Genomic DNA, 23,219 nt, shown 5'->3' on the forward strand with positions numbered 1-23,219 from the left:
ATACTCAGGATTGTGAATATGACTATGGACTCAGGAGAACTGAAGATGGGATGGGCCCGGCAGTACATGCCAGTCCTCGCAGAGATTCGCAAGCGGTTTGAAAAAGAACAACCACTTGCAGGGGCCACCGTCGGTATGGCACTCCACGTGGAGGCAAAAACTGCGGTTCTTGTAGAGACAATGGCCGCCGGCGGGGCAGAGGTGCACATCACCGGATGCAACCCTCTCTCCACGCAGGATGATGTGGCACAGGCACTCGGACGGGTGCCCGGAGTGCACTGCTATGCAACACGCGGGTGCGATATAGAGGAGTATTATGCCGCAATGGACAAGGTCCTCGATGCGTCCCCAAATGTCACCATTGATGATGGTATGGATCTCATCCACCGTATACACACACTTCGACGGGATCTCCTTGGAAGTGTCATCGGCGGGTGCGAGGAGACAACCACCGGTATCCAGCGCCTGCGGGCAATGGCAGACGAAGGCGCCCTTGAGTTTCCGGTCCTCGCAGTTAACGATACCCCGATGAAACGCTCCTTTGACAATATTCATGGCACAGGTGAGAGCGCTCTTTCCTCCATCATGATCACAACCAACACCCTCATCGGTGGAAAGTGGTTTGTGGTAGCAGGATACGGCTACTGCGGCCGCGGACTGGCACGGATGGCACACGGTCTTGGTGCAAAGGTAATCGTCACCGAAGTAGATCCTCGCCGTGCCCTTGAAGCACACATGGATGGCTATCAGGTGATGACCATGAAAGAGGCAGCGGCCATCGGTGAGATTTTTGTGACGACGACCGGCAACACCTCCATCATCACCGGGGAACACTTCCCGCTGATGAGAAATGGTGCAATTCTTTCAAACGCCGGCCACTTCAACGTGGAAATTGACATCCCGTGGTTGGAAGAACATGCAGAGACAAAAGAGACACGGGACAGCATCGACACGTATCTTGTGAACGGCAACCGCATCAGTGTGCTTGCAGAAGGGCGACTCGTCAACCTCGCAACCACAAAAGGCATGGGTCACCCGGTGGAAGTGATGGACTTATCCTTTGCACTGCAGGCACTCTGCACAGAGTATATGTATAAAAACGGCGGAAGCCTGAAGAGCGGGGTCTATGACGTGCCATACGAAATTGATGCAAAAGTCGCATATCTCAAACTGGCATCCCTCGGCGTCTCCATCGATGAACTCACAGAAGAACAGAAGATATACCTGCATTCCTGGAATGCAGGCACTTAATTCCTTTTTTAAACTCAGAATTTCCCATTTGCATAGGATTCACGGATAGCGAAGAGATACTCCTGAGCATACCCTGCATACGGCCCAAAGCGCTCCTGCGCAAATCGGCGTATCCGATCATATTCTGCGGGAGTGAACGATTTTTCCGGATCACCAACACCATAGAGCCGGTGCATGATCATCCGCATCCAGGTATCCACCGGAAAGGACTCATATTTCTGAAAACCGAAGAGGAGCACACAGTCTGCTACCTTTGGCCCGATACCAGGATAGGCCATGAGTACCCTGCGTGCCTCTTCAAAGGGCAGCTTTCGGATACGGTCAGCCCACCCGGGATCAACAGCAATGGCAGCAGCAGTTTTGTGAATATATGGTGCCCGGTATCCGAGGGTACATCCACGCTTCTCTTCAAGGGAAAGGGCGGATAAGGCATCCGGTGTGGGAAACGCATACCAAACAGTCCCGTCCGGTGCTGTGATAGATTCCCCTGCGGCGTGGCAGAGATTTTCTATCATCCGGGTGATGAACGGGATATTCGCATTCTGGGCACAGAGATAGGAGATCAGGCATTCCCATGGGTCCTGCCGGACAATTCTCAGGCCACTGGTGCGGCTTACTGCATCAGTAATATGAGTATCACAGCAGAATCCGGATACAATGTCCTCAGGGGCACAGTCGAGGTGGAGGTATGATATAAGAAAGGCTTCAGAACAGCCGGAAAAGTGCAGCTGCCTTCCATCCTGACGAAGGGTTATGAGTTTGCCATCGGCCACTCCCTGCCAGGTATCATCCTGCTTCTTCCATCGGAAGAGTTGACCGCAGGAAAGGGTAACGTCCAGATTCAGCGGGAATTCAGGTTCAAACACGCGAACCTCATACGCCGACATCTCTGTTCTGTCTGTCATACATAGTCCTGCATATACCTTCCCTCCGGCTCTTCAAAATAAATAGCGATTACCGGCCAGACCAAGAGGGAAACGTCAGGCCTGGAATATGGTATCATTGAGTTCACGAAGATCCGCCCGGACCCGTTCAAGTTCATCCACCTGTGCGTGCAGAATAACCTCTACATCGTCCAGGTCCATTGTGCCTTTCTGTATACTTGAGACAAGACCATTCAGACTGGCTTTAACCTGTTCAACCGGATTTTCCAGTTTACTTGTTACCGCGGAGAGACAGGCAACACGGGCTTTTTCTGCAACAAATGCCCGGTGTTTGTAGATAGCCGTCTCAATTGTTGTATAGAGTTCACGCGGCCGGATTGGTTTTATCAGATACCCATACGGATTCGTCCGTATTGCCCGGGAGAGGGTCTCTTCATCAGAGTAAGCAGTAAGAAAAATAACCGGGATATTCAGACGTCCGGAGATCTTCTCTGCCGCCTCAATGCCATCCATATCTCCATCCAGACGGATGTCAATGAGGGCCAGATCAGGTTGTGTTTCCATGGCAAGATCTATTGCCCGCTGCCCTGTTGTTGCCCGCCCTGCGACCAGGTACCCGAAGTCATGAACTGAATCTTCGAGAGCCATTGCAATGATAACCTCATCTTCAACAATGAGTATCTTCGCATCATTCAGAGAACTCTGATAGCTCTCATATTTCATCACCATTCCTAGGGAGGGGATAGTATTAAAATTTGATCCGACGGAAAATGCAGAAATGAGGACCAAATCTGCTGCACCATCATTGTGAAGCACACCACTATAACCCGGCAATTAACAAACAACAGACAGATACAGAATTTCAAAGATTTTTTTTACGGTTCAGACCATCAACAGGTTAAGATGCAATCCTGATTTCCCACATCTATATTTTATGCCAGTAAAATGACATCTAAAAATTACAACGATATGCAAAAAATTCCAACCATACAAACTGCACAAAAAAGCGGGACTTCCCTACCATCCCCCCCGGATAGGCAGAGAAGCCAACACACTTACTTAATCATAACAGTATATATAGATTTGCCATGCACACCCCCAGTAATTGAATAAAGATATATACAAAACAAAAAATTGCTATTTAAACACATACACACATCCACATCACACACAGTATAAATGAATATCCACCCGACTTTTGTAACAGACAGATTGGAATGTAAAAGATACTTATTATTCCGGATTTATTCCTGATCTGCATGTGCCCGCACCCTTTTCCCCTGATACCACAAATAAAAAAGGCACACTATTTACGATACCATACGAGGAGACAGGAAGATGGAAAATAAACGTGACGGCAGGCAGAGACGGAATATCTCCCCGGGGGATGCAGTCAGGATTGTCCTGAAAAAAGACCAGAGAACCGGGAAACTGACAGATGGTATAGTTAAAGATATTCTCACAAATTCATCATCCCACCCACATGGAATTAAGGTGCGGCTGGCTGACGGGCAGATTGGACGAGTGCAGGAATTCATCGAAGACGCATGAGCACCAGAACCAGATCATCAGAATATCTATGCCGGAACCAGAATATCAGACGAACCATTTTCATTCAATAATTCCCAATTTTCCCTTTTACAGGATGTATGCCGGGATAAAATAAGAGAGAATGAAATAACGGTGGTAGCAGTAATGGTAGCAGTAATAACAGTCCATTCTTCCGTTTCAGGAAGACATTTTCATATGGATTATTCGATAAAGTACCTTCTGATTATCCCCGGGATATTCCGGAATACTGCACACCAAAAATAGAGAGATAGGGAAAAATGAATCAGGCTGTTTCTTCCCCTTTGGCCTTTTCAGACATTCTCCCAATCCATATTGTCACAATCACCGCGACAATGGTAACAATGATTGCATAGATGAGCATCGCAGGAATATTTTCTGCATCCCCAAATACTGCTTTAAAGATAGCCTGAATGGCTCCATTCCATGCAAGGGCGGCAACCAAACCGAAGGCAACGGTCAACAGTGCCGCAATTTTTTCAATTACTTCCCCTTTTACTGCCATAGAAGGGACAATACCACGAGAAAATATATTATTCTATTGCAGTCTGATGGCACAGATACCTTACAGGGCAGAATTGCCGAAAATCCATACGGGATTCAGGAATTTCGTATGAGGTGCTTCATTTCAGTAACCGGATTCCTCGCCTGACGTTCCGGCCGGTAGGGAAGTATTCTGTTGCTGACCCATAGTAAAGCCCGCGCTCATCACCAGTACCAGGATGCAGACGACGGCTGCTGCACCACAAATTGCCTTGACCTTCATAGACTGGCGTTGTGCATCGGAAGAACAACAATCCTTTTGGAGAGGAGGAAAAGGGAATCAGTTTCTGAAGAAAATGAGGTTTACCGAGGATTTTTTTTCTCCGGATACTGTCAGTACCAGACGATGTATCACTGAAGACAGAGTAAGAACGGCAGTTCTATTATCTACCCAATCCCATTTTCATACATGCCCATCCGGATTCTCCTGGTGGATGACGAACCAGCCCTGCTTGATATCGCGAGGCTCTTTCTGGAACGTGACATACAGTTCTCCGTCGAAACAGCACCATCGGGAGATACTGCTCTGGAATTATTTGAAAACGACTCTTTTGACGCCATCGTCTCCGATTACCAGATGCCGGGGATGGACGGCCTTGCACTGCTCTCCCGTATCAGGGAACAGGGAATTTCCATACCATTCATTATTCTGACCGGCAGAGGACGCGAGGAGGTTGTCATCGAGGCACTCAATCTGGGGGCCGATTTTTATCTCCAGAAGGGAGGTGACCCAAAATCCCAGTTTGCCGAACTGAAGTCCAAAATCATTCATGCAGTGGAGAAGAGAAGGGCTGAAGAAAAAGCCAGGACAGCCTATGCAGAGATGAAGAAAGCCCTAAATAAACTCGAAGAACAGAACCGCCGTCTCGAGGAAAGCGAGGCAAAATTCAGAAATCTCGCAAATTCCACTTCAGTGGCCATCCTCCTTTATCAGGATGAACAGTGGATTTATGCAAATCCGGCGGCCGAGAGGATGTGCGGTTTTTCGGCTGAAGAAATATGTGCAATGCAGATCTGGGAATTTGTTGCACCGGAATTCCTGGAGATTGTAAAGGAACGCGGGCAGTTAAGAGAAAAAGGGAAAAATGTCGAAAAAGTCTATGATTTCAAAATTCTGAAAAAAACGGGAGAAGAAGTCTGGGTTCACCTTATGGGGAGTACAACAGAATATCAGGGCCGTCCGGCAGGGCTGATTTCAGTCATTGATATTACGGAAAGAAAACTCATGGAGGAGACACTCAGAAAACAGGAGGAGAACTATCGGACTCTCCTCAATTCCCTGAGCGATATTATTCTTGTCATCGACGGGGAGGACCGGTTTGTTGGTGTACACCACAACAAAGGAAGGCTCTATGCCCTGCCGGAGGATTTCCTGGGCAAATACTTCAGAGATGTTCTGCCACCATTCATTTATGAGCAGTACATCGTCGCAGCAACAATCCTGCGAAATACCGGAGAACCGCAGACCTATGAATATCCCCTTGGAATAGATGATGAAAAAAAGTGGTTTGAAGCATCGCTGAATCTCCGGGAGGATGGGGCGGGCATCATCGCAGTCGTCAGGAATATCACCGACCGAAAGCAGGCAGAGAAGACCCTCCGGGAGAATGAGGCACAATACCGCACACTGGTCGAAAATATCCCCATCGGCCTCATTCAGGCAGATACCAATGGACAGATCACCTATGTCAACGAGCAGATCCTCGGGATCCTCGGATCACCGTCCAGAGAGGCAACAGAGCAGATCAATCTGCTAAATTACCCGCTCCTCCAGGAATCAGGAATCAGCAATGATATCCGGACGGCGATCAGGGAAAAACAGCCGGTTAACGGCGAACTGAAGTATGTGAGTAAATGGAGGGACGATCCCTGCCTGAGCTACCGGATAGCACCGCTATTTAAAGACAGTGAAGTGACCGGAGTCTTGGGCATTGTCGAGGATATCACGATACGCCGACGGGCAGAGGATGCGCTTAGGCTTGCCAACCACAAACTCAGCCTCTTATCGAGGATTACCCGGCACGACATCCTGAACGATGTGTTAACCGCAAAAGGCTATCTTGAAATCAATGAAGCCGATTACCCCGCAAGTATGACGCCCTGTCTCACCTTTGTGGAAGAGGCAATTACCCGCATTGAACGGGAGGTTGAATTCACTCAGGAATATCAGGAACTCGGCAACCTGCCACCTGAATGGCAGGTGATCAGGCAGGTCATTGAGGAGGGCTGCCAGCAGATGAATGTCCCGAAGGAAATTCGTGTTGAAATTGACGTCCCCCCCATCGAAATATATGCCGACCAGCTGCTGACACCTGCCATCTCAAATATTTTCAGAAATGCCCTTGTGCATGCCAAAGGTCTGACGAAGATATCTGCCAGTACCCATGAGACACAGGCAGGTGAACTCTGTATTACCATTGAGGATGACGGAGCAGGTGTGCCCAAAGATAAGAAGATAGCAATACTGCAGCCAACCTACAACCGGCGGCATGGCCATGGCCTCTTTCTGGTCCGGGACATCCTTGACCTGACAGGGATTTCCATCCGGGAAACAGGGGTGCAAGGGGAAGGCGCCCGCTTCGAACTGATAGTGCCGGCCAGAGGATGGCGTCATTTGACAGAAAATCCACCATAATGAGCCGAATACAGCAAAAATGATATACTAATGCTTTTTTTATGATAGCCATCTGACACGCACATTCCGGAAAGAACAGACAGGTCATCTGTTGCAATCATTCTCCCGTTTCTCATTCCCGTTTCATTTCGTTCGCTCCATTCATGGTGATGCCGAATAAATAGTGTCTAAAAAAGAGGGACAGGCCCTTTTCAACCGGGCCGGGCTGCCTGGCCTCACATACCTTTTTCAGTCCTGAAAGATACTAACCATCGTTTCATGGGGGTGAAACAAATATGGCAACAGTTACACGAAAAATGGTTGAAGATGCCGGTGTCGATGTCGATCACCTTGTTGATTTGCTGGTGAAAAATGCGGCAGCAGAGCTGACAACCTTTTACTATTATACGATTCTCCGGGTCAACCTGATTGGCCTTGAAGGTGAGAATCTCAAAGAGATCGCCGAAACCGCGCGAATCGAAGACAGAAATCATTTCGAGGCGCTGGTTCCCCGGATTTATGAACTGGGGGGTAAACTTCCGGATGACATGGTGGAGTTCCATAACATCTCCGGGTGCCCGCCAGCACCTCTTCCGGCAGACCCAACCGATGTGATGGCAATTCTGAAGGTGCTCCTTCAGGCAGAACAGTGTGCGGTGCGGCAGTACACTCATGTATGTAACCTGACAGCGGGGAAGGATCACCGTACCTATGACCTTGCACTCTCCATTCTCCACGAAGAGATTGAGCATGAATCATGGTTCTCAGAGTTCCTCGGCGAAGGGCCGTCCGGGCATTTCCTCAGGCGGGGGGAGACATCACCGTTCGTATCAAAGTTCCTGCGGTAGGAAAAGAAGATTCAATCATCCCATTTTTATGAACCCCATCCGAAGTTCAGATAATATCCGGATCTTCACCCATCCCCGGGTTCCAAAGCGGTCATCATCTGCAGATGGTAGTATCCTCCGGAGAGATAATCCGATTACACCGGGTGAGCCATGATGTGGGAGATGTTCCTGACACTCGGCCCGGTAACACAGGCACTTGTCGCAGGAATCTTCACCTGGGGAATGACAGCCCTCGGGGCGGGAACAGTATTTCTCACACGGGAGGTGAACCAGAAGTTTCTCGATGTGATGCTGGGATTTGCTGCAGGCGTGATGATCGCTGCCAGTTTCTGGTCACTCCTTCTGCCGTCAATCGAGCTTTCGGCGGGGCTGGGCATTCCCGAATGGCTCCCTGCCGCTGTCGGGTTCATTTTGGGAGGAATGGCCCTCGCTTCCATTGACCGGATTCTTCCCCATCTTCATATCGGATTTCCCACAGAGGAGGCAGAAGGGATTCCGACATCATGGCCCCGGAGCACACTCCTTGTCCTTGCAATCACAATGCACAACATCCCCGAAGGGCTTGCTGTGGGTGTGGCATTCGGTGCTCTTGCTGTGGGATCGACAGAAGCCCTGGCCGCAGCCTTTGCCCTTGCGATTGGGATCGGCATCCAGAATTTTCCGGAAGGTATGGCCATCTCGATGCCGCTGCGGCGGGAGGGATTTTCGACACTGAGAAGTTTCTGGTATGGGCAGCTTTCCGGTCTGGTTGAACCGGTTGCAGCCGTCATCGGAGCAGCCGCGGTGATAATCGCCCGCCCCATCCTACCCTATGCCCTTGCTTTTGCCGCCGGAGCCATGATCTTTGTCGTCGTCGAAGAGGTCATCCCTGAGTCTCAGCATAATGGAAACGCTGATGCAGCGACCTTTGGGGCAATGCTTGGGTTTGTTGTGATGATGATCCTGGATGTGGGGCTGGGATGAAGCAGACTAATGACCGGAACACAGAGAAAACCCCACATCCGATCAGGAAAATCCGCCCGGACGAACGGATGCTGAAATAGTCTCATCATACTCTGCCTGAGTCAGCACCACAGGCAAATACGATTCCCCCCGCCCTTCAAGATTACGCACAAAGGCACGCAGATGATTTTCGGAACCCCGCATCAGATTTTCATAGACATACCGGATGTCCCCATTTTCAGTCCGGCTCATCGCATATTGCAAATCCACGATATCTGTCTCCTCAACGAGAGCGGCAGCACGAAGGGCATCTTCGGGAGACTGCAGCCCGGTTTCTACCAGATCGTCATAGAGTTCCTGCAGTTCTGAATGGGAAAATATTCCAGGGGTAATAATTTCAGACGAATTATCATCTAGTCCATACCATTTGATCAAAACCTTCACACTGTCCATATGTGTCTGCTCCGCATCACCGATATTTTTGAAAACCTGCATATCCCATTTCTCATAGAATACTGCGTACACATCACGTGCAAGCCGTTCCTCTTCCTGCATGTACAGGAGATCTGAAACCTCTTCTGTTGAGAGTGCCTCGCCAGATGAGGAAGCGGTCAGTTTCGTTTCAAGAACACTGGTATCAAAGGCCGTTGTATAGGATTCCTCACCTGGAGAAACAGTTGGTGAGGCAGTTTCCTGCTCTTGATCAGTGGTACAACCGGCACTCATCACCATTACCAGAATGCAGATGAGAGCAGCTGCACTGCATAGTGTCACGATTTTCATAGATTCGCATTCTTAATGGGAAAAGCAATAACCCTTTTGGAGGGAGAGAAAGAGAAAAACAGCAGGGTAATGGCATAGTTCGTGAAATAAACCACCAATATCTGCCAATATCTGCCAATATCTGCCAATATCTGCCAATATCTGCCAATATCTGCCAATATATCCGCTTCTCATATCCATTTTTTCCACCTCCTCCCACACCAATCCCAAAAAACCATGAATTTTTCAGGTGCAGTCGTTTTCGGTTTCATTGCCGTTCACACCATCGACAGTTGTGCATAACACAGATGACCGGAGGAATGAGCGCCTCCCCATAATACCCCCATATCGAGACCACCCTCCTGATTCCAAGACAAATATTCAGAACTGGCTCCCAGATCATTTCAGGCACCAAAATCCCAAGCACTTTTTATCCCATACAACGGATAGTCCATTGAATGGATGTCATCCTCCAGATAATTCTCCTCCTTATCTGTGCCAAACTCTTTGGCGAACTCGTGGAGCGGATGGGCTACCCGGCTCTTATCGGTGAAATTGCTGCAGGCATTCTCCTCGGACCCTCTCTTCTTGGATGGGTGACGACAAACGAGACAATCGAGGTATTTGCTGATATCGGCATCATTGCTCTTCTCTTTGTCAGTGGTGCGGAGATGAACCTGAAATCGTTTCTGGAGAGGCGGAATGTCGCAGTCACCACAGCCGTTGCAGGCGTCATCGTCCCCTTCGCAGGCGGGATACTTCTGGGATACCTGCTGAACTTCTCCCAGGCGGAGACGCTCTTCCTCGCAATTGCCCTCTCCATCACCTCCATCGGCGTTTCGGTCCGAATTCTTGTAGATTACAAACAGTTAAACACCGTCCTCGGAACCGCCATCGTCAGCGCTGCTGTCCTTGATGACATCATCGGCATCTTCCTCTTGGGCATCCTCTCTGCGGTGGCAATGCAGGGCACCACACTTGCAGGTGGCTCCCTCTCTGCAGGCATCCTCATCGGCATTGCATTTCTGGTGGTATTCGTCCTCATCGCACCCCGCGTTCTGCGCTGGCTCTTCGACCTCGCACGAAAGACCGAAACCCACGAGATGGTCTATTCGGTTGCCATCATCCTCGCTCTTGCAAGCGCCTGGCTCTCTCACACGGCGGGACTCCACTACTCAATTGGTGCATTTGTAGCAGGCCTCATTCTCGGCGACCAAATAAGACGCGACCGTCCGCTCTTCGACAGCCTGATGGACTTTGGGTTCGGGTTTTTTGTAACGCTCTTCTTTGCATCCGTTGGTCTCCTCTTCAGTTTCACCTGGGAGACCTTTCTCTCTCCCTACATCATCCCTATCATTGTGGTCGCTATTGGGGGCAAAATTATCGGGGGCTACATAGGATCTTTCCATTTCCTCACCAAAGCAGAGGCACTCCTCGTCGGTCTTGGGATGACACCAAGAGGAGAAATAGCACTCGTCGTTGCCAAGGTAGCTCTTGTCGGAGGAGTGATCGGAAGTGCCCTCTTTTCTGCCGTGACCGTGATGGTGATTGCAACAATCATCTTCACTCCTCTTTTGATGAAACATGGATTTGCATGGGCAAAAATTGCAGAAAAGGAATCCCCCTGAAGGAAAATACATTCGAAAAACGGAGATCACACATAAAAGAGAAAAAGATGAGAAAGAGAGCCGGCACAAACTCATATGTCTGGCAGAATAGTGATTTCCCTTCTTTTTTGCCCCGGAAAAACGTGTCCACACAGTAGCCCGGAGCGGGCCGATCTCAACCGGAGACAGACAATACATCCTCTCATAATATTCAACAATTGCGACCGCACAATAGTCAGCAATCCACCGTATATTTAGCGAATAAAAGGCATTAAAGCCGTGTTTTTTCAGCAGTAAAGATGAGCAGAAAATATGTCAGATTTACCATCCAATTCCCGAACACAGGGAGGCAAAGAGGGTGGACACAGGGTGACAAAACAGAGGGTAAGAAAGGAGACCCCGTTTCCAGTATTCATCCAAACAGATTTTCCCACGTACACACATTTTCTTCGGCTCTTCGCTGAATAGTATGGGTCACAATGTTTCAGGAATTCTCTTTTTTCCATTGGTGTGAACACATTTTCAGCACGCACAACCCCCCCGAAATAAACGAAACAGGAGGGACGAAACTGCCCACCACTCCTCTGTGTGAGAACCATCACACTTGGGGGAGGGGGGCAAAAATCCTGTGAATGGTCTTGATCAGATCTCCCCTTCCCGGACGAGAAACGTAATAATATCACACATTTCAACGAGACCACGGGCAATCCCATCGTTGTCCACCACAATCACATCGGGATGCCGGTTCTTCTCCATCGCCTGCAGGGTCTCTGCAACGGTGGCAGATGCAGACACTGTTACATGGCTCCGTGTCATCAGTTCACTGGCATGCAGGGCCGCACTCTTGTGAATACACTCGAGACATCCCAGTTTACGTCTGCTTCGAATACCCATCCCGGGCGTTATCGCGGAGAGAAGGTCCATGCGGGTAATAATCCCCAGAAACCGGCCAACCCCGTCACAGACGATGATATCAAAACATCCCTTCCGGGTAAAGGATCGATATATGTCGGCAACCGGCGTCTCCGAATGCACACGGGCAAAATCCGTCTGCATGATATCTGTTATCGGGGTTTCTTCGGGGTCTGATTTTTCCTCCCCACTTCTCTCCTCTTTCCCTATCATGTGAATTATGTGTGATCTGCACCACAGGAGATATAGATAGCGGGGGAGAGAGACATCGTCATATCATTTTACCTGACCTTCGGAAGACCTGCCTTATATGATTCCTGATAATTCATGGTCGCAAAAAAAGGATATTTGGGAGAAATCATGCTTTGCAGTATTCTTTCCTGACGCTTCGAAGCAAAAATCCGGCGATAATAGAGAGGATACCATAGAATATGAAATATATCCCAATCAGAACGCCGAACACGATGAAAGACCCTATCAGCGGATAGACCATGAGGAGGATGGCAAAGATGACTGAGAGCAAACCCATAAAAAAGAGCAACCAGCGGTGGGGGAAGGTCTTTTCGGAAATGGCAATAATCACGTTCATGAGACCAATCATGAACAGTACCACAGCGATGATGATGGTCAGGATCGCCCCGAAGAACTGGGGGGCAAGGACGGCTCCGACCCCGATGATGAACCCGAGTATCGCTCCTAAGAGGAGCCATGTCGGACGGGCTGTCGTTCCGGGAGTCATCAATGCCATGACCAGCATCATGAAAGCAAGCACGATCACCAGGACACCGAAAAACATAACCAGAACCGCCGCAGTAATGCCTGGATACATAAAGATCACAATACCGAAGATCAGGGAGAGCAGCCCGAGCAGGACATAGGTTCCCCACTTCACATCACATATTGATTCTTCGTACATCATAACTTCAGTCATACAATAACCTCGCATTGGAATATTCATTCAATTATTTATACCTGTGTTCGGCGCATCAGCCAGAACCCGATTCAATTCATAATTACCCCCATTGAATGGAACAGAAAGGGTCCAGGAAAAATTCTCTGAAGCCGAGTCCATCCGCCGGTATCCTCGCACTCGGTCTCCCGTCAGTACTCAGCTACAGTGCGGCGAACCTCACATTCACCGGCGTCCGGGTGCTCGATTATCTCGATGAGAACGGCAATTTACCCGAATCCAAGGATCAACTGGGTGACGGGGAGTGTGTCCAACATTTCAGTTTCAATCTCCTCTCACATGCCGGGTTGCAATATTTACAGCGAAGCAATGCAAGTACGCCTATAATTGACATGCTATTATAAAATGAATTTTAGTGAAATCTGGGGGCTACTACCCGGGAGACAGGAAAATACGCAAATGACCACCACCGGGCAGGAAAATACACGGATTATTCATTTGCGTCAGAGAAGAGGGCGCTTTGTCCTCATAATGAAGCGTAAGAGAGGACGAAGCACAAGAAAGGCGATGCAAATACCAATATATTTCGATGCATTACCAAACGAGGAAATAAAATCATATACAGAATATTTTGGAAATCTATCGCCCATTAGCCGGGCATTGGTATTTATATTATGATTGCCCCCTTTGACGCGGGAATACCGATTATTCCTAACATACAGGAGGGGAAAAACAATGACATATGGTCCAATGCACCTGTTAGCAGTTGGGTTTGCAGACCCCGATTTTCATGGACAGATACTCAAAGAGCTTAAATCCGCGAGGGAGAAGGGAATTATCAGACTAATTGATCTGCAGTTCGTCTGGAAGGATGATAATGGAGATATTGCAGCACTGGAAGCAACAGATCTCTCTGACGAAGAACGGATCCGTTTCGGTGCTGTGGTCGGGGGTCTCATCGGCCTTGGAGCAGCAGGAGAGAAAGGTATGGAAGCGGGCATCGAGGCCGGCGCTCTCGCGGTTGCCGAACGCAATTTTGGTCTTACGGATGAGGACATCATGGAGGTTGCCGATGCCATTCCCAACAACAGCGCTGCTGCGATTATGCTCTTTGAGCACCTCTGGGCAATTAAATTAAAAGAAGCACTCATTGATGCCGGTGCTATACCCATTGCGCAGGGAATCGTCACCCCGGAATCGCTTGTAATGGTTGGTGCAGAACTTGCAGCAGCGGTTGAGGCGGCAGAACTCGAGGAGTGAGAGAAGAACAAACAGCCGGATAACCCGGAGAAGAAACAGGAGATATGATATTTATGGGACTTGGACCGCTGGGTCGGGGTGGAGCACGGCGCCGGACCCGAAGACGCTGGATGGCTATGTCTGCCATGCTCAGCTCAAAGCACAAAGCAGAGATTGAACAGGCCACCGGGAAGAAACTTGATGATCTGTCAGATGAAGAACTTGAAGCGGAAATGAAAAAGTGGGGAATTACCCCACCACCCCCGGAACCTGGCGAGGGATAACAAACACAGGAAACATATCTGTAGCCTGAACACCAGCAACACTCATTTATTAGAGATGCCGGAGATATCTCTCCAGCACCTCTCTATGCCATCTGTTTCCGGAAAATACTGCATCTCAGATATGCTGATATTCAAAGGGTCACAAACATTCCTATAGTGTCAGTGCATATCTGCGCTTCATGGCAACGGTGACCAGTACAGACAATAAAGGACTGATATACGACAGTTTTATTTTCTCCCTCTCTCTTCTTGCGGTTGCAAACCTATGCATATCCCTACTCCTGTTTTTTCAGCCTGATATTGTGAACGTGGTGGTGATAATGAACCTCTTTCTCAGTGTGGTTTTCTTCGGGGATTTCCTGTACCGGCTCTTTTCTTCAGATGGGAAATGGCAGTACCTGATTCGCTATGGAGGGTGGGCAGATCTCATCTCATCGGTTCCTTTTCCAGGCATGAAAATATTCCGTCTCTACCGGATTGCGATAACCGGGAAAGGACTTTACCAGTTCAGGGCTGAGAAAATGGCCGATGAATTATCGGCAAAGAGGGCAGAAGGAGCACTGTACGTCATCATTCTCTGGATTATCCTAATCATCGAAATCGGATCCATCCTGATTCTGCATGTCGAACGGCTGGCAGACCATGCATCCATTCTCTCCGCAATGGATGCCATCTGGTGGTCCTTTGTGACGATCACAACGGTTGGGTATGGCGATCTCTATCCAGTGACCTATGCCGGCCGGTTCATTGCCATCATCCTGATGATATCAGGTGTGGGTGTCTTTGGAACACTTGCAGGTTTTCTCTCTACTAAACTGGTCTCCCCCAGGAAACAGACAGATAAGCCATCCGGAGAGACGCCGGGAACATATGAACAAAAAATCGATATTTTGCTGGCTCGTCTCGATGCACAGCAGGAATTGACAGCCGCCCTCCTCCAGCGGCTGGAACAGTATGAAATGTCATCCGGCAGTGGCATGGTGGAGACATAAGATGTCGTCCGGGAAGGAAATAGGGTGCGAACCGGAGAGGGGAATTGATGAGGAATTTCAATAAGGGACACCTGTTTGTATGGGATCTGGACAGGTCTCCCTTCGCTATCTTCATACAGTTTCATGCACCCATACCACCAGTATATCTGCCGCATATTCTGTACGGAAAACGAGTAAAGAGCCTGCAGGACCAAAAAGGGGGGGACGGGTGCATGAATATCAACCGTGAAGGATTCGATGTCAGGCTGGGGATTCGTGGAATCACTGCTATCATCCTGGCATTTATCCTTGGCAATCAGTTTGGACAGTCGGGTGTCGTCATCGCCATCAGTGCTCTCTTCATTTCAATGGTGGATTTTGCAGGCACTGTCCTCTCACATGGCTGCGGGTCATCAGGTCCCCGGCATGAAGGGCCGCACTCTTGTGGATACATTCGAGACACCCCCGTTTCTGCCTGCTCCGGACACCCATCCCCGGCGTAATGCCGGAGAGGAGATCCATCCGGGTGATTACCCCAAAAATCGGTCATCTCCATCACAGACGATGATATCATCACATCACATCCCCGTAAAGGACCGATATATGTCGGCAACCGGCGTCTCCGTATGCACACGGGCAAAATCCACCTCCATGATCTCTGTTATCGGGGTATTCTCAGGGTCTCGTTTGTCCACCCCACTATTTTTTCTCTTTTTTCCCGGTCATGTGGATAGTGAGTGATCTGCACCGCAGGAGAGATAGAGATAGCGGCACTGAAGGCCGTACCGTCTGTATTAGAACCGATACCGGTAAGGGCGAATGAACTGCCCATCAAATGTCGCATTCATACCGTTTCGCCATCGTGGGAGAATGGTATATATACTGACTCATCCATATGCCGACTGCTCTGATATGACTAATTCCCAGATTAATATGCGCAGGCATTATCAGGGTCAGAAGGGGGAAACAAAATGACTGACAAAACAAAAGTAAAGGTTAACAAAGCCGTAGATGACGCAAAAGTGGCTGCACATGCCACATATGATGATGCAAAGGTGGCTATTCATAACACACTCGAAGATGCATCGGAAAAAACAGAGGAAGTATCGGATGATATAGAAATCAGTGCCCACAAAGCTGTTTCGGATGCTAAAATTAAGGTACACGAGGCGAAATCAGAGTTGAAGAAAAAGTAACAGGAAAGGAAAATGGCTGATTTAATATTTCTTGCGGTAATTTTCCTGGTCCTTGCACTGGTATTTTACATAATGGGAGCACGGGGAATAGCCGGTTTATCGATGGGTATCGCAAAATGGCTCGTCATTATTTTTATAATAATTGCGATAATCACGTTCATATTATAGAGGATTCCTGAGGACAGAAATCAGAGATCGGATACAGACATGCCGGTGGCCAGAATAAGACAGGACCAACTCCTCCGAAGTCAACCCGATCATAGGTTTACCCTTTTCAGCATTTTACCGTTTTTCAATCGAATCGGGTGTGCCCTCACGGAACACGTATCACCGAAGCGATGTGTATCACACCGCCATATCATCATAAATGTGCATAGTGTATCTACAACCGTCCGGAACTTCATCGTGTGAAAAATAACCAGGTCACCCGTTCATCATCAAAAATGAATGTGTGAGAAACGTTACTCAACCGTGCCCTTTATGGTTATCGTCTTCTCCATAACCGGTATCGTCTTACCCGATTTCTCCAGTGCACGGTCAACGACATACCGCACACCGCCACAGCATGGAACCTCCATACGGGCGATGGTGATCGATTTTATCGTATGGAGAGAGAAGATATCCGCCAGTTTCGTTACGTATCCGTCAATATCCGAATCCAGTTTCGGGCAGAAGATGATAAGAATCCTGTTCTGCAGAAACTCTGTGTGAAAACCTGCATAGGCAAAGGGGACACAGTCAGCTGAGATCAGCAGATCGGCGTTGTCAAAATACGGATTCGATGCGTTCAGGAGGGTAAGTTGAACCGGCCACTGTCGCAGTTCCGATGGTGCATCATCCGATGGGACACGTTGCCCAGTGCCATGTGTATCGCGTTCAATATTCTGTGCTGCAGTTCCCGGGCACGTAGCAAACGGACTCTTGCTCCCCTCTTCAGGTTTCGGAGAACAAACTGCCGGATTATGATCAGGAATGAATAGGCCGTGTTCTATCAGGTACTCAATTGCCTGATTATACAGTTCTGTTTCCCCGTGGCCTGCAAGATGCTCAAGATGGGCAATAATTACCCCTTTCCCCTGCCGTACGATATTTGCCATCACCGTGTTCTCATCATAGGGTTCTGCTTCCCGCTCGATGACCGTGATTGCCCCCACCGGGCATGTCCCCATGCAGGCCCCCAGACCATCGCAGAAGAGATCGCTTACGAGCCTTGCTTTTCCGTCTATGAGCTGAAGAGCCCCCTCCGGACAGTCAGGGATGCACTCACCACACCCCGTGCATTTGTCTTCATCAATACTGATTATCTTCCGTTTCATGTGTGTTCACTCCCGGATGCCGGATAGTAACCAGATTGTTTTCATCAGTTAAATATTCAGGTCTGATAGCTGAGCACAGCTGTGGTGGCCAGGGTCATGTTTTCCCGGCATGGTAAGAGCCAAACAGATCACAAAGTGATTATATCGAAATAATCTGCCAGCCAGAAGATAGGCGGCCCCATATGAAAGTGATAAATCATAAAATCCTTTATCCTCTCAATTCATCCTATATCATCGGGTACATTCTAAAAAAGTAATTCCGGATAATATCCTTTAATCCCCCTCATCAGCCTGATATTGACCCTTTTCAAGCAGCTGTTCCAGCTTCTCGACACGACTGGTGATCTCTGTTTCAATCTTCTCCCGCTCGCTGATCAATTGTTTCAGTTCCATGAGATACCTGGCAGCCTGATCTCCTTCCACCGGAGGTTGTTCCAGGGGTTTTACCTGAGATTCATCCTCTTTTTCCGGGGGGGCTAACAGTTTACTTGATATGAGGCCGGCAAACGTAGCAAATACTGCTACCCCTGTCGTCAGCACAAGGATTCCCACCATCCGACCAGCTGCCGTCACGGGAAACCTATCCCCGTAGCCAACCGTGGTGATGGAAACATATGCCCACCATATCGCATCACCGGCAGTGATGATATTCGCGGATGGTGACGCATGTTCCGCCTGCAGGACCAGGAATGCCCCTGATTCGATGATAAGGATAACCATTAAAACCAGAATATATAACGCCGATTGTGCCCGGTTCCGGGAAAGGTAGGTTACGATATAACCGATCCCATACTTGTGGACGACCCGGTATGCCTTGTATATCCGGAACAGCCTGAATATGCGGAACATCGGTATGACAGCCAGCAGGTCAGCCCAGCCATAATTGCGGAAGAAATAGGATGGCCGGGACGGGGCTGTGGCTAATCTGAAACAGAAGTCATAGATGAAGAGCAGGGTAAGCACGGCGTTGATGATGAAGACAACATTGATTGCATCCAGGTCGACTCCCGGAATATAGGAGAGAACCATATTGAGAACCGAAAGAATCGAAACGGCGGCGATGAATATTTCATATCCAAAGTCCAGTTCCTTTCTGCGCCTGATATATATCATATAAATTCACACGAGGGTAAAAACGGTTCATACCATATTAGTGCTGTTTTTTCTGTGGAGAAACATCCCCTGACCAGGCACGTAATGAAAGGAGGAACCACTCTCTCATCTCATGCACCGGGGAACTCTGACTAACGGAAATGACTACGCAGGGCAGGGGTCCCGATGCTGCGTGAGAAGAAGGTCATTCGCAGGAATGTAACATCCACAGAGGAGGAAAGAGGATGGATAAAGGACACATTATGATTGAATACCCCCGGGCGGATTCGAACCGCCGTAACCAGCTCCAAAGGCTGGTATGATTGACCGCTACACCACGGGGGTGCACTCAGGAACAACGGCGTTACTGCCTGTGCCTGAATCTATTTCATCTGTAAGAATTTTAGTGTTTCCCGCGATTGAATGGGGAATGGTAAATCAGTTACCCTTTTTCACCCATCCGCGTCACCCTGATCTCAACATTCTTCCCCGTGAGCTTAATGAGTTTAAACTCCACATTCACCGTCCGGACCTCTTTCGGATCATATGAACCTGCATCAATCTCCTGTGACGCAAGAACCATTTCACTTCCACCGGTCACATCCAGAAGATCGGCCTGCAGAAAGACATCATTCACTGTCAGATCACCGGTGTTTTCAACCGTGACCGGATAGATTGCATGATTCGACGCAACGTTCCCGGAGCCGGTTGTGATCACTATTTTCTCTTCAAAAGATGGTATTGCAGTATCGAAGGGAAGCGAGGTACACCCAGCACCCATCACACCACATACCACCACACATATCAGCACACCAAAACAAGCAGTATGCCCCAAAACCGACTTTTGATACGTTCTGTCCTGCTCCATATTCAAAGACCCCCATCATGAACAGTTCATGGTCTTTTTTTCTGCTACATCAGATCCCCATTACACCATGCATCATCTGATTCAATCCAGATATTGTATTCACTCTCCCTTCAATCATACGATCCTTTCTGGTTGCATCAGGACAGGCTGACCACCCCAATCATACAGAGGTGCACCATACCACCCGAAAGAGTGCACCAGATATTTAAAGACACCAGATTCGGCACAGATGATTGATTACTATAAATACCATATACTGTAACGGATAGCAAATGGCAGCAACAATCACAGAGAAGATATTTTCCCGCAGATGCGGGAAAGATATCTCAGCAGGTGACGTTATGATGGCCCCCATAGATGCGGCCATGATCCATGACATCACAGGCCCGCTTGCAATCAAAAATTTCCGTGAGATGGGCGGAACGACAGTATTCGACCCGGCAAAAATAATTATGCTCTTTGACCACCAGGTCCCGGCCGACTCTATTCCTGCGGCAGAAAACCAAAAATTTATGCGGGATTTTGCTGCAGAACAGGGAATTCTTAATTATGATATACAAGAAGGTGTCTGCCATCAGGTGGCAGTTGAGAAGGGGCGTGCCCGTCCGGGCGACATCGTCGTCGGTAGCGACTCACACACCTGCACCTACGGAGCTATAGGCGCCTTTTCAACCGGGATAGGCTCAACGGACATGGGTTTTGCAATGAAGTACGGTGCCCTCCACTTCCGTGTCCCTGAGAGTCTGAAACTCACCACAACCGGCAAATTCCAGCACCGTGTCGGTCCGAAAGACCTCATTCTTGCAATGATAGGCGACCTCACCGTGGACGGTGCCACCTACAAGGCAGTGGAATTCACCGGTGACACCATCAGTGAAATGTCCATCCCCGGCCGGATGACCTGCTGTAATATGGCAATTGAAATGGGAGGCAAGGCAGGCATTGTCGCACCCGACGAGGTGACCCGTGCCTATTGTAGCGGGCGGATGGATGGCGGATGGCTCGATCTTGCTCCGGATGAGGACGCATCGTATGTGCTCGAACGTGAGTATGACGCAGCAGACCTTGTCCCACAGATAGCCGCCCCCCACAATGTGGACAATGTCGGAGATGTGACACAGTTTGAAGGGACACCTGTTGATCAGGTATTCATCGGTTCATGCACAAACGGCCGGTATGAAGACCTTGCAGAGGCTGCAGAAGTATTAAACGGGCGAAAATTTTCCCCGGACATCCGCGTCATCATTGTACCCGCCTCAAAGACCGAATACCTAAAGGCACTCCGGGCAGGTCTTATTGAGACCTTTGTGGAAGCAGGCGGAATAGTCGAGGCACCCTGCTGTGGCCCGTGCATGGGTGGGGCCTTTGGCATTCTCGCACCGGGTGAAGTCTCACTTTCCACCTCAAACCGCAACTTCCGCGGCAGGCAGGGAAGTACAGAGGCAGAAGTCTACCTCTGTTCACCAGCAACCGCCGCTGCAAGTGCTATCACAGGGAAAATAACCGACCCACGGGAGGTGGCATAATATGAAAACCTGGAAATTCGGCAATGACATCGACACCGATGCCATCATCCCGGGCCGGTACCTCACCATCTATGACCTAAAAGAACTGGCGGCCCATGCCTTCGAAGGCACACGGGACGCATTTGCAAAAGAGGCAGCAGTTGGAGACATCATCGCTGCAGGGAGAAACTTTGGGTGCGGGTCATCACGTGAACACGCTCCCATTGCCATTCGGGGCGCCGGGGTGCGAGTAGTTGTCGCCGTATCCTTTGCACGAATCTTCTACCGCAACTGTATTGCGACCGGCATCCTCCCGGTCATCTGCCCGGAGGCAGATTCCATCACAGAGGAGGAAGAAATAATCCTTCACCTCGATGAGGGATACCTGACAGCAGGGGAAAGAACCCTCACAGTAGAACCAGTACCTGCATTCATGCGCAAAATCATCGATGCAGGCGGGTTAGTTGAATACGCAAAGAACCTCACGGAGATAGAAATATGTACAAAGTAGCCGCCATCGGCGGAGACGGAATCGGACCTGAGATTGTGGACGCCGGAAAAGGAGTCCTTGATGCTGCAGGAGAAAAATACGGATTTGACATTGACTGGACAGACTTCGATATAGGAGCAGACCGTTATCTCGCAACCGGTGACCTCCTTACCGAAGATGACCTGAAAGAACTCAGTGCCTTCAAATCCATCTACTTTGGATCCATCGGCGATGACCGCGTCAAACCCGGCATTCTTGAAAAAGGCATTCTTCTCGGCCTCAGGTTCCATTTCGACCAGTACATCAATCTCCGGCCGGTGCGTATGCTCGCAGGCACCCAGACACCTCTCGCCGGGAAAGGCCCGGAGGACATCGACTTCCTCGTCGTCCGTGAGAATACCGAGGACTTCTACGTCGGCATTGGCTCACGATTCAAAGGAAAAGAACACCGTGACCTTGAGGTCATCCGTGACATCTACTCCATCAAATTCGGTCTGGATGTCGAGTCTGACAGCGAGGAGATTGCCTACCAGATTGGCGTCATATCACGCGAAGGGTCATCACGGGTCATGAAATATGCCTTCGATGTGGCAATGAACCGCGAAAAGAAGGTTTCCAGTGTTGACAAGGCGAATGTGCTGACAGATGTCTACGGCCTCTGGCGTGATGTATTCACCGAGACTGCTGCCTGCTACCCGGATGTGGCAACCGAGTTCACCTTTGTTGACGCCATCACCATGTGGTTTGTAAAAAACCCCGAATGGTTTGACGTGGTCGTCGCACCCAACATGTTTGGCGATATCATAACTGACCTTGGTGCGATGATACAGGGTGGCCTTGGTCTTGCCCCCGGCGGCAACATCAACCCGGAGGGCACCTCACTCTTTGAACCCATACATGGGTCCGCTCCCAAATACAAAGGTATGAACCAGGCAAACCCCATTGCAACCATCTGGGCAGGGTCGCTCCTCCTTGATGACCTTGGCGAACCGGAAGCGGCTGCAGGAGTCCTTACCGCCATTGAAAAGAGCATCGCTGCAAAGCAGACCACCGTTGACCTCGGCGGCTCACTTGGTACCCGTGAAGCAGGCGCCTGGATTGCAGACGCTGTACGGAACGAATAAAACAGAAAAATACAGTGCTCAGGGTGCAAAGACACCCTTCACTTCTTCACAACCCAGATGCAGGTGTCAGGCAATGGTTGTTAGATACCGGCCCTGCACCCGTGCCGCTGCACGTTCATTTTATGATATCTTTCTTACATTGCCAGGAACCGTGATCGTTGAAGCACCGTAAGGAGAACATCCGGTGGACGTGACCGTAGAGAGAATAATAGACAATGCCAATCTTCATCGAACGCCCCTTTCATACACCTGAAAGAAGGGATGAAGGGAAAAATGATTGTGCCGGACTACC

Annotated in this window: 26 protein-coding genes and 1 tRNA gene; 16 read left to right on the forward strand and 11 right to left on the reverse strand. The window is 49.4% G+C overall.

All coding sequences use genetic code 11. From position 1 onward, the window contains the following. Positions 1 to 24 precede the first annotated feature (24 nt). Positions 25 to 1,251, forward strand: coding sequence for an adenosylhomocysteinase (locus L0665_RS04870; protein WP_274925720.1), 1,227 nt, complete (start codon positions 25 to 27; stop codon positions 1,249 to 1,251). Between the two features lie 14 nt (positions 1,252 to 1,265). Here the strand turns inward: L0665_RS04870 and L0665_RS04875 are convergent, their stop codons facing one another. Together L0665_RS04875 and L0665_RS04880 are read right to left on the reverse strand one after the other, a co-directional pair. Continuing rightward, entirely contained in the window at positions 1,266 to 2,156 is an 891-nt protein-coding gene (locus L0665_RS04875) for a DNA glycosylase (RefSeq protein ID WP_274924578.1), read from the reverse strand. Positions 2,157 to 2,231: 75 nt separating this feature from the next. Further along, entirely contained in the window at positions 2,232 to 2,858 is a 627-nt protein-coding gene (locus L0665_RS04880) for a response regulator (protein WP_274924579.1), read from the reverse strand. A 615-nt stretch (positions 2,859 to 3,473) separates the two neighbouring features. Between L0665_RS04880 and L0665_RS04885 the strand changes: the two genes are divergently transcribed. Beyond that, positions 3,474 to 3,686: a YwbE family protein gene (locus L0665_RS04885; RefSeq protein WP_274924580.1), complete on the forward strand. Its 213-nt coding sequence runs from the start codon at positions 3,474 to 3,476 to the stop codon at positions 3,684 to 3,686. A gap of 283 nt (positions 3,687 to 3,969) precedes the next feature. Here L0665_RS04885 and L0665_RS04890 read toward each other — a convergent pair whose 3' ends face one another. Continuing rightward, the gene (locus L0665_RS04890; RefSeq protein WP_274924581.1) at positions 3,970 to 4,209 is read right to left on the reverse strand and encodes a DUF5654 family protein; all 240 of its coding nucleotides are present in this window, start codon (positions 4,207 to 4,209) and stop codon (positions 3,970 to 3,972) included. Between the two features lie 468 nt (positions 4,210 to 4,677). On the opposite strand from L0665_RS04890, the gene L0665_RS04895 reads away from it, so the two are divergent. From L0665_RS04895 to L0665_RS04905, 3 genes are all read left to right on the forward strand, one after another. Further along, entirely contained in the window at positions 4,678 to 6,882 is a 2,205-nt protein-coding gene (locus L0665_RS04895) for a PAS domain S-box protein (protein WP_274924582.1), read from the forward strand. A 275-nt stretch (positions 6,883 to 7,157) separates the two neighbouring features. Next, positions 7,158 to 7,709, forward strand: a complete 552-nt coding sequence (dps, locus tag L0665_RS04900; RefSeq protein ID WP_274924583.1) for a DNA protection during starvation protein — start codon at positions 7,158 to 7,160, stop codon at positions 7,707 to 7,709. A gap of 150 nt (positions 7,710 to 7,859) precedes the next feature. Continuing rightward, positions 7,860 to 8,672 carry a ZIP family metal transporter gene (locus L0665_RS04905; RefSeq protein ID WP_274924584.1) on the forward strand — a complete coding sequence of 271 codons (813 nt, stop codon included), beginning with the start codon at positions 7,860 to 7,862 and terminating at the stop codon, positions 8,670 to 8,672. A gap of 42 nt (positions 8,673 to 8,714) precedes the next feature. Here the strand turns inward: L0665_RS04905 and L0665_RS04910 are convergent, their stop codons facing one another. Beyond that, complete coding sequence (locus L0665_RS04910; RefSeq protein WP_274924585.1) at positions 8,715 to 9,434, reverse strand: DUF2202 domain-containing protein; 720 nt, start codon at positions 9,432 to 9,434, stop codon at positions 8,715 to 8,717. Between the two features lie 437 nt (positions 9,435 to 9,871). On the opposite strand from L0665_RS04910, the gene L0665_RS04915 reads away from it, so the two are divergent. After that, on the forward strand, positions 9,872 to 11,041 hold the full coding sequence (locus L0665_RS04915) for a cation:proton antiporter (protein ID WP_274924586.1): 1,170 nt from the start codon (positions 9,872 to 9,874) through the stop codon (positions 11,039 to 11,041). 621 nt (positions 11,042 to 11,662) lie between these two features. On the opposite strand, the gene L0665_RS04920 is transcribed toward L0665_RS04915, so the two are convergent. Both L0665_RS04920 and L0665_RS04925 read right to left on the reverse strand, forming a co-directional pair. Beyond that, positions 11,663 to 12,145, reverse strand: coding sequence for a CBS domain-containing protein (locus L0665_RS04920; protein ID WP_274924587.1), 483 nt, complete (start codon positions 12,143 to 12,145; stop codon positions 11,663 to 11,665). Between the two features lie 145 nt (positions 12,146 to 12,290). Then, positions 12,291 to 12,863: an HdeD family acid-resistance protein gene (locus tag L0665_RS04925; protein WP_274924588.1), complete on the reverse strand. Its 573-nt coding sequence runs from the start codon at positions 12,861 to 12,863 to the stop codon at positions 12,291 to 12,293. Between the two features lie 95 nt (positions 12,864 to 12,958). On the opposite strand from L0665_RS04925, the gene L0665_RS04930 reads away from it, so the two are divergent. From L0665_RS04930 to L0665_RS04950, 5 genes are all read left to right on the forward strand, one after another. Next, the gene (locus L0665_RS04930; RefSeq protein ID WP_274924589.1) at positions 12,959 to 13,246 is read left to right on the forward strand and encodes a hypothetical protein; all 288 of its coding nucleotides are present in this window, start codon (positions 12,959 to 12,961) and stop codon (positions 13,244 to 13,246) included. Positions 13,247 to 13,577: 331 nt separating this feature from the next. Next, positions 13,578 to 14,102 carry a DUF1269 domain-containing protein gene (locus tag L0665_RS04935; RefSeq protein WP_274924590.1) on the forward strand — a complete coding sequence of 175 codons (525 nt, stop codon included), beginning with the start codon at positions 13,578 to 13,580 and terminating at the stop codon, positions 14,100 to 14,102. A 53-nt stretch (positions 14,103 to 14,155) separates the two neighbouring features. Then, a complete protein-coding gene (locus tag L0665_RS04940; RefSeq protein ID WP_274924591.1) occupies positions 14,156 to 14,365 on the forward strand; it encodes a hypothetical protein in 210 nt (69 codons plus the stop codon). 179 nt (positions 14,366 to 14,544) lie between these two features. After that, a complete protein-coding gene (locus tag L0665_RS04945; RefSeq protein WP_274924592.1) occupies positions 14,545 to 15,357 on the forward strand; it encodes a potassium channel family protein in 813 nt (270 codons plus the stop codon). Between the two features lie 212 nt (positions 15,358 to 15,569). Next, on the forward strand, positions 15,570 to 15,839 hold the full coding sequence (locus tag L0665_RS04950; RefSeq protein WP_274924593.1) for a hypothetical protein: 270 nt from the start codon (positions 15,570 to 15,572) through the stop codon (positions 15,837 to 15,839). Positions 15,840 to 15,997: 158 nt separating this feature from the next. On the opposite strand, the gene L0665_RS04955 is transcribed toward L0665_RS04950, so the two are convergent. Further along, positions 15,998 to 16,180, reverse strand: a complete 183-nt coding sequence (locus L0665_RS04955) for a hypothetical protein (RefSeq protein ID WP_274924594.1) — start codon at positions 16,178 to 16,180, stop codon at positions 15,998 to 16,000. A 127-nt stretch (positions 16,181 to 16,307) separates the two neighbouring features. Between L0665_RS04955 and L0665_RS04960 the strand changes: the two genes are divergently transcribed. Together L0665_RS04960 and L0665_RS04965 are read left to right on the forward strand one after the other, a co-directional pair. Further along, entirely contained in the window at positions 16,308 to 16,532 is a 225-nt protein-coding gene (locus L0665_RS04960) for a hypothetical protein (RefSeq protein WP_274924595.1), read from the forward strand. Positions 16,533 to 16,544: 12 nt separating this feature from the next. Further along, a complete protein-coding gene (locus tag L0665_RS04965; protein WP_274924596.1) occupies positions 16,545 to 16,700 on the forward strand; it encodes a DUF1328 family protein in 156 nt (51 codons plus the stop codon). 293 nt (positions 16,701 to 16,993) lie between these two features. On the opposite strand, the gene L0665_RS04970 is transcribed toward L0665_RS04965, so the two are convergent. The 4 genes from L0665_RS04970 to L0665_RS04985 form a co-directional block, all read right to left on the reverse strand. Then, the gene (locus L0665_RS04970; protein WP_274924597.1) at positions 16,994 to 17,848 is read right to left on the reverse strand and encodes an ATP-binding protein; all 855 of its coding nucleotides are present in this window, start codon (positions 17,846 to 17,848) and stop codon (positions 16,994 to 16,996) included. A 273-nt stretch (positions 17,849 to 18,121) separates the two neighbouring features. Next, the gene (locus L0665_RS04975) at positions 18,122 to 18,961 is read right to left on the reverse strand and encodes an ion transporter (RefSeq protein ID WP_274924598.1); all 840 of its coding nucleotides are present in this window, start codon (positions 18,959 to 18,961) and stop codon (positions 18,122 to 18,124) included. Positions 18,962 to 19,212: 251 nt separating this feature from the next. Continuing rightward, positions 19,213 to 19,285, reverse strand: a tRNA-Gln gene (locus tag L0665_RS04980). A 97-nt stretch (positions 19,286 to 19,382) separates the two neighbouring features. After that, the gene (locus tag L0665_RS04985) at positions 19,383 to 19,808 is read right to left on the reverse strand and encodes a hypothetical protein (protein ID WP_274924599.1); all 426 of its coding nucleotides are present in this window, start codon (positions 19,806 to 19,808) and stop codon (positions 19,383 to 19,385) included. A gap of 272 nt (positions 19,809 to 20,080) precedes the next feature. On the opposite strand from L0665_RS04985, the gene L0665_RS04990 reads away from it, so the two are divergent. From L0665_RS04990 to L0665_RS05000, 3 genes are read left to right on the forward strand one after another with little or no spacing between them, the layout of a single operon-like run. Next, positions 20,081 to 21,334, forward strand: coding sequence for a 3-isopropylmalate dehydratase large subunit (locus L0665_RS04990; protein WP_274924600.1), 1,254 nt, complete (start codon positions 20,081 to 20,083; stop codon positions 21,332 to 21,334). A gap of 1 nt (position 21,335) precedes the next feature. Continuing rightward, positions 21,336 to 21,824: a LeuD/DmdB family oxidoreductase small subunit gene (locus L0665_RS04995; RefSeq protein WP_274924601.1), complete on the forward strand. Its 489-nt coding sequence runs from the start codon at positions 21,336 to 21,338 to the stop codon at positions 21,822 to 21,824. After that, on the forward strand, positions 21,812 to 22,927 hold the full coding sequence (locus tag L0665_RS05000; protein WP_274924602.1) for an isocitrate/isopropylmalate dehydrogenase family protein: 1,116 nt from the start codon (positions 21,812 to 21,814) through the stop codon (positions 22,925 to 22,927). The genes L0665_RS04995 and L0665_RS05000 overlap by 13 nt, the downstream gene beginning before the upstream one ends. Positions 22,928 to 23,219: the final 292 nt, after the last annotated feature.

It is taken from the genome of Methanogenium marinum, from assembly GCF_028912405.1.
Taxonomy (GTDB): domain Archaea; phylum Halobacteriota; class Methanomicrobia; order Methanomicrobiales; family Methanomicrobiaceae; genus Methanogenium; species Methanogenium marinum.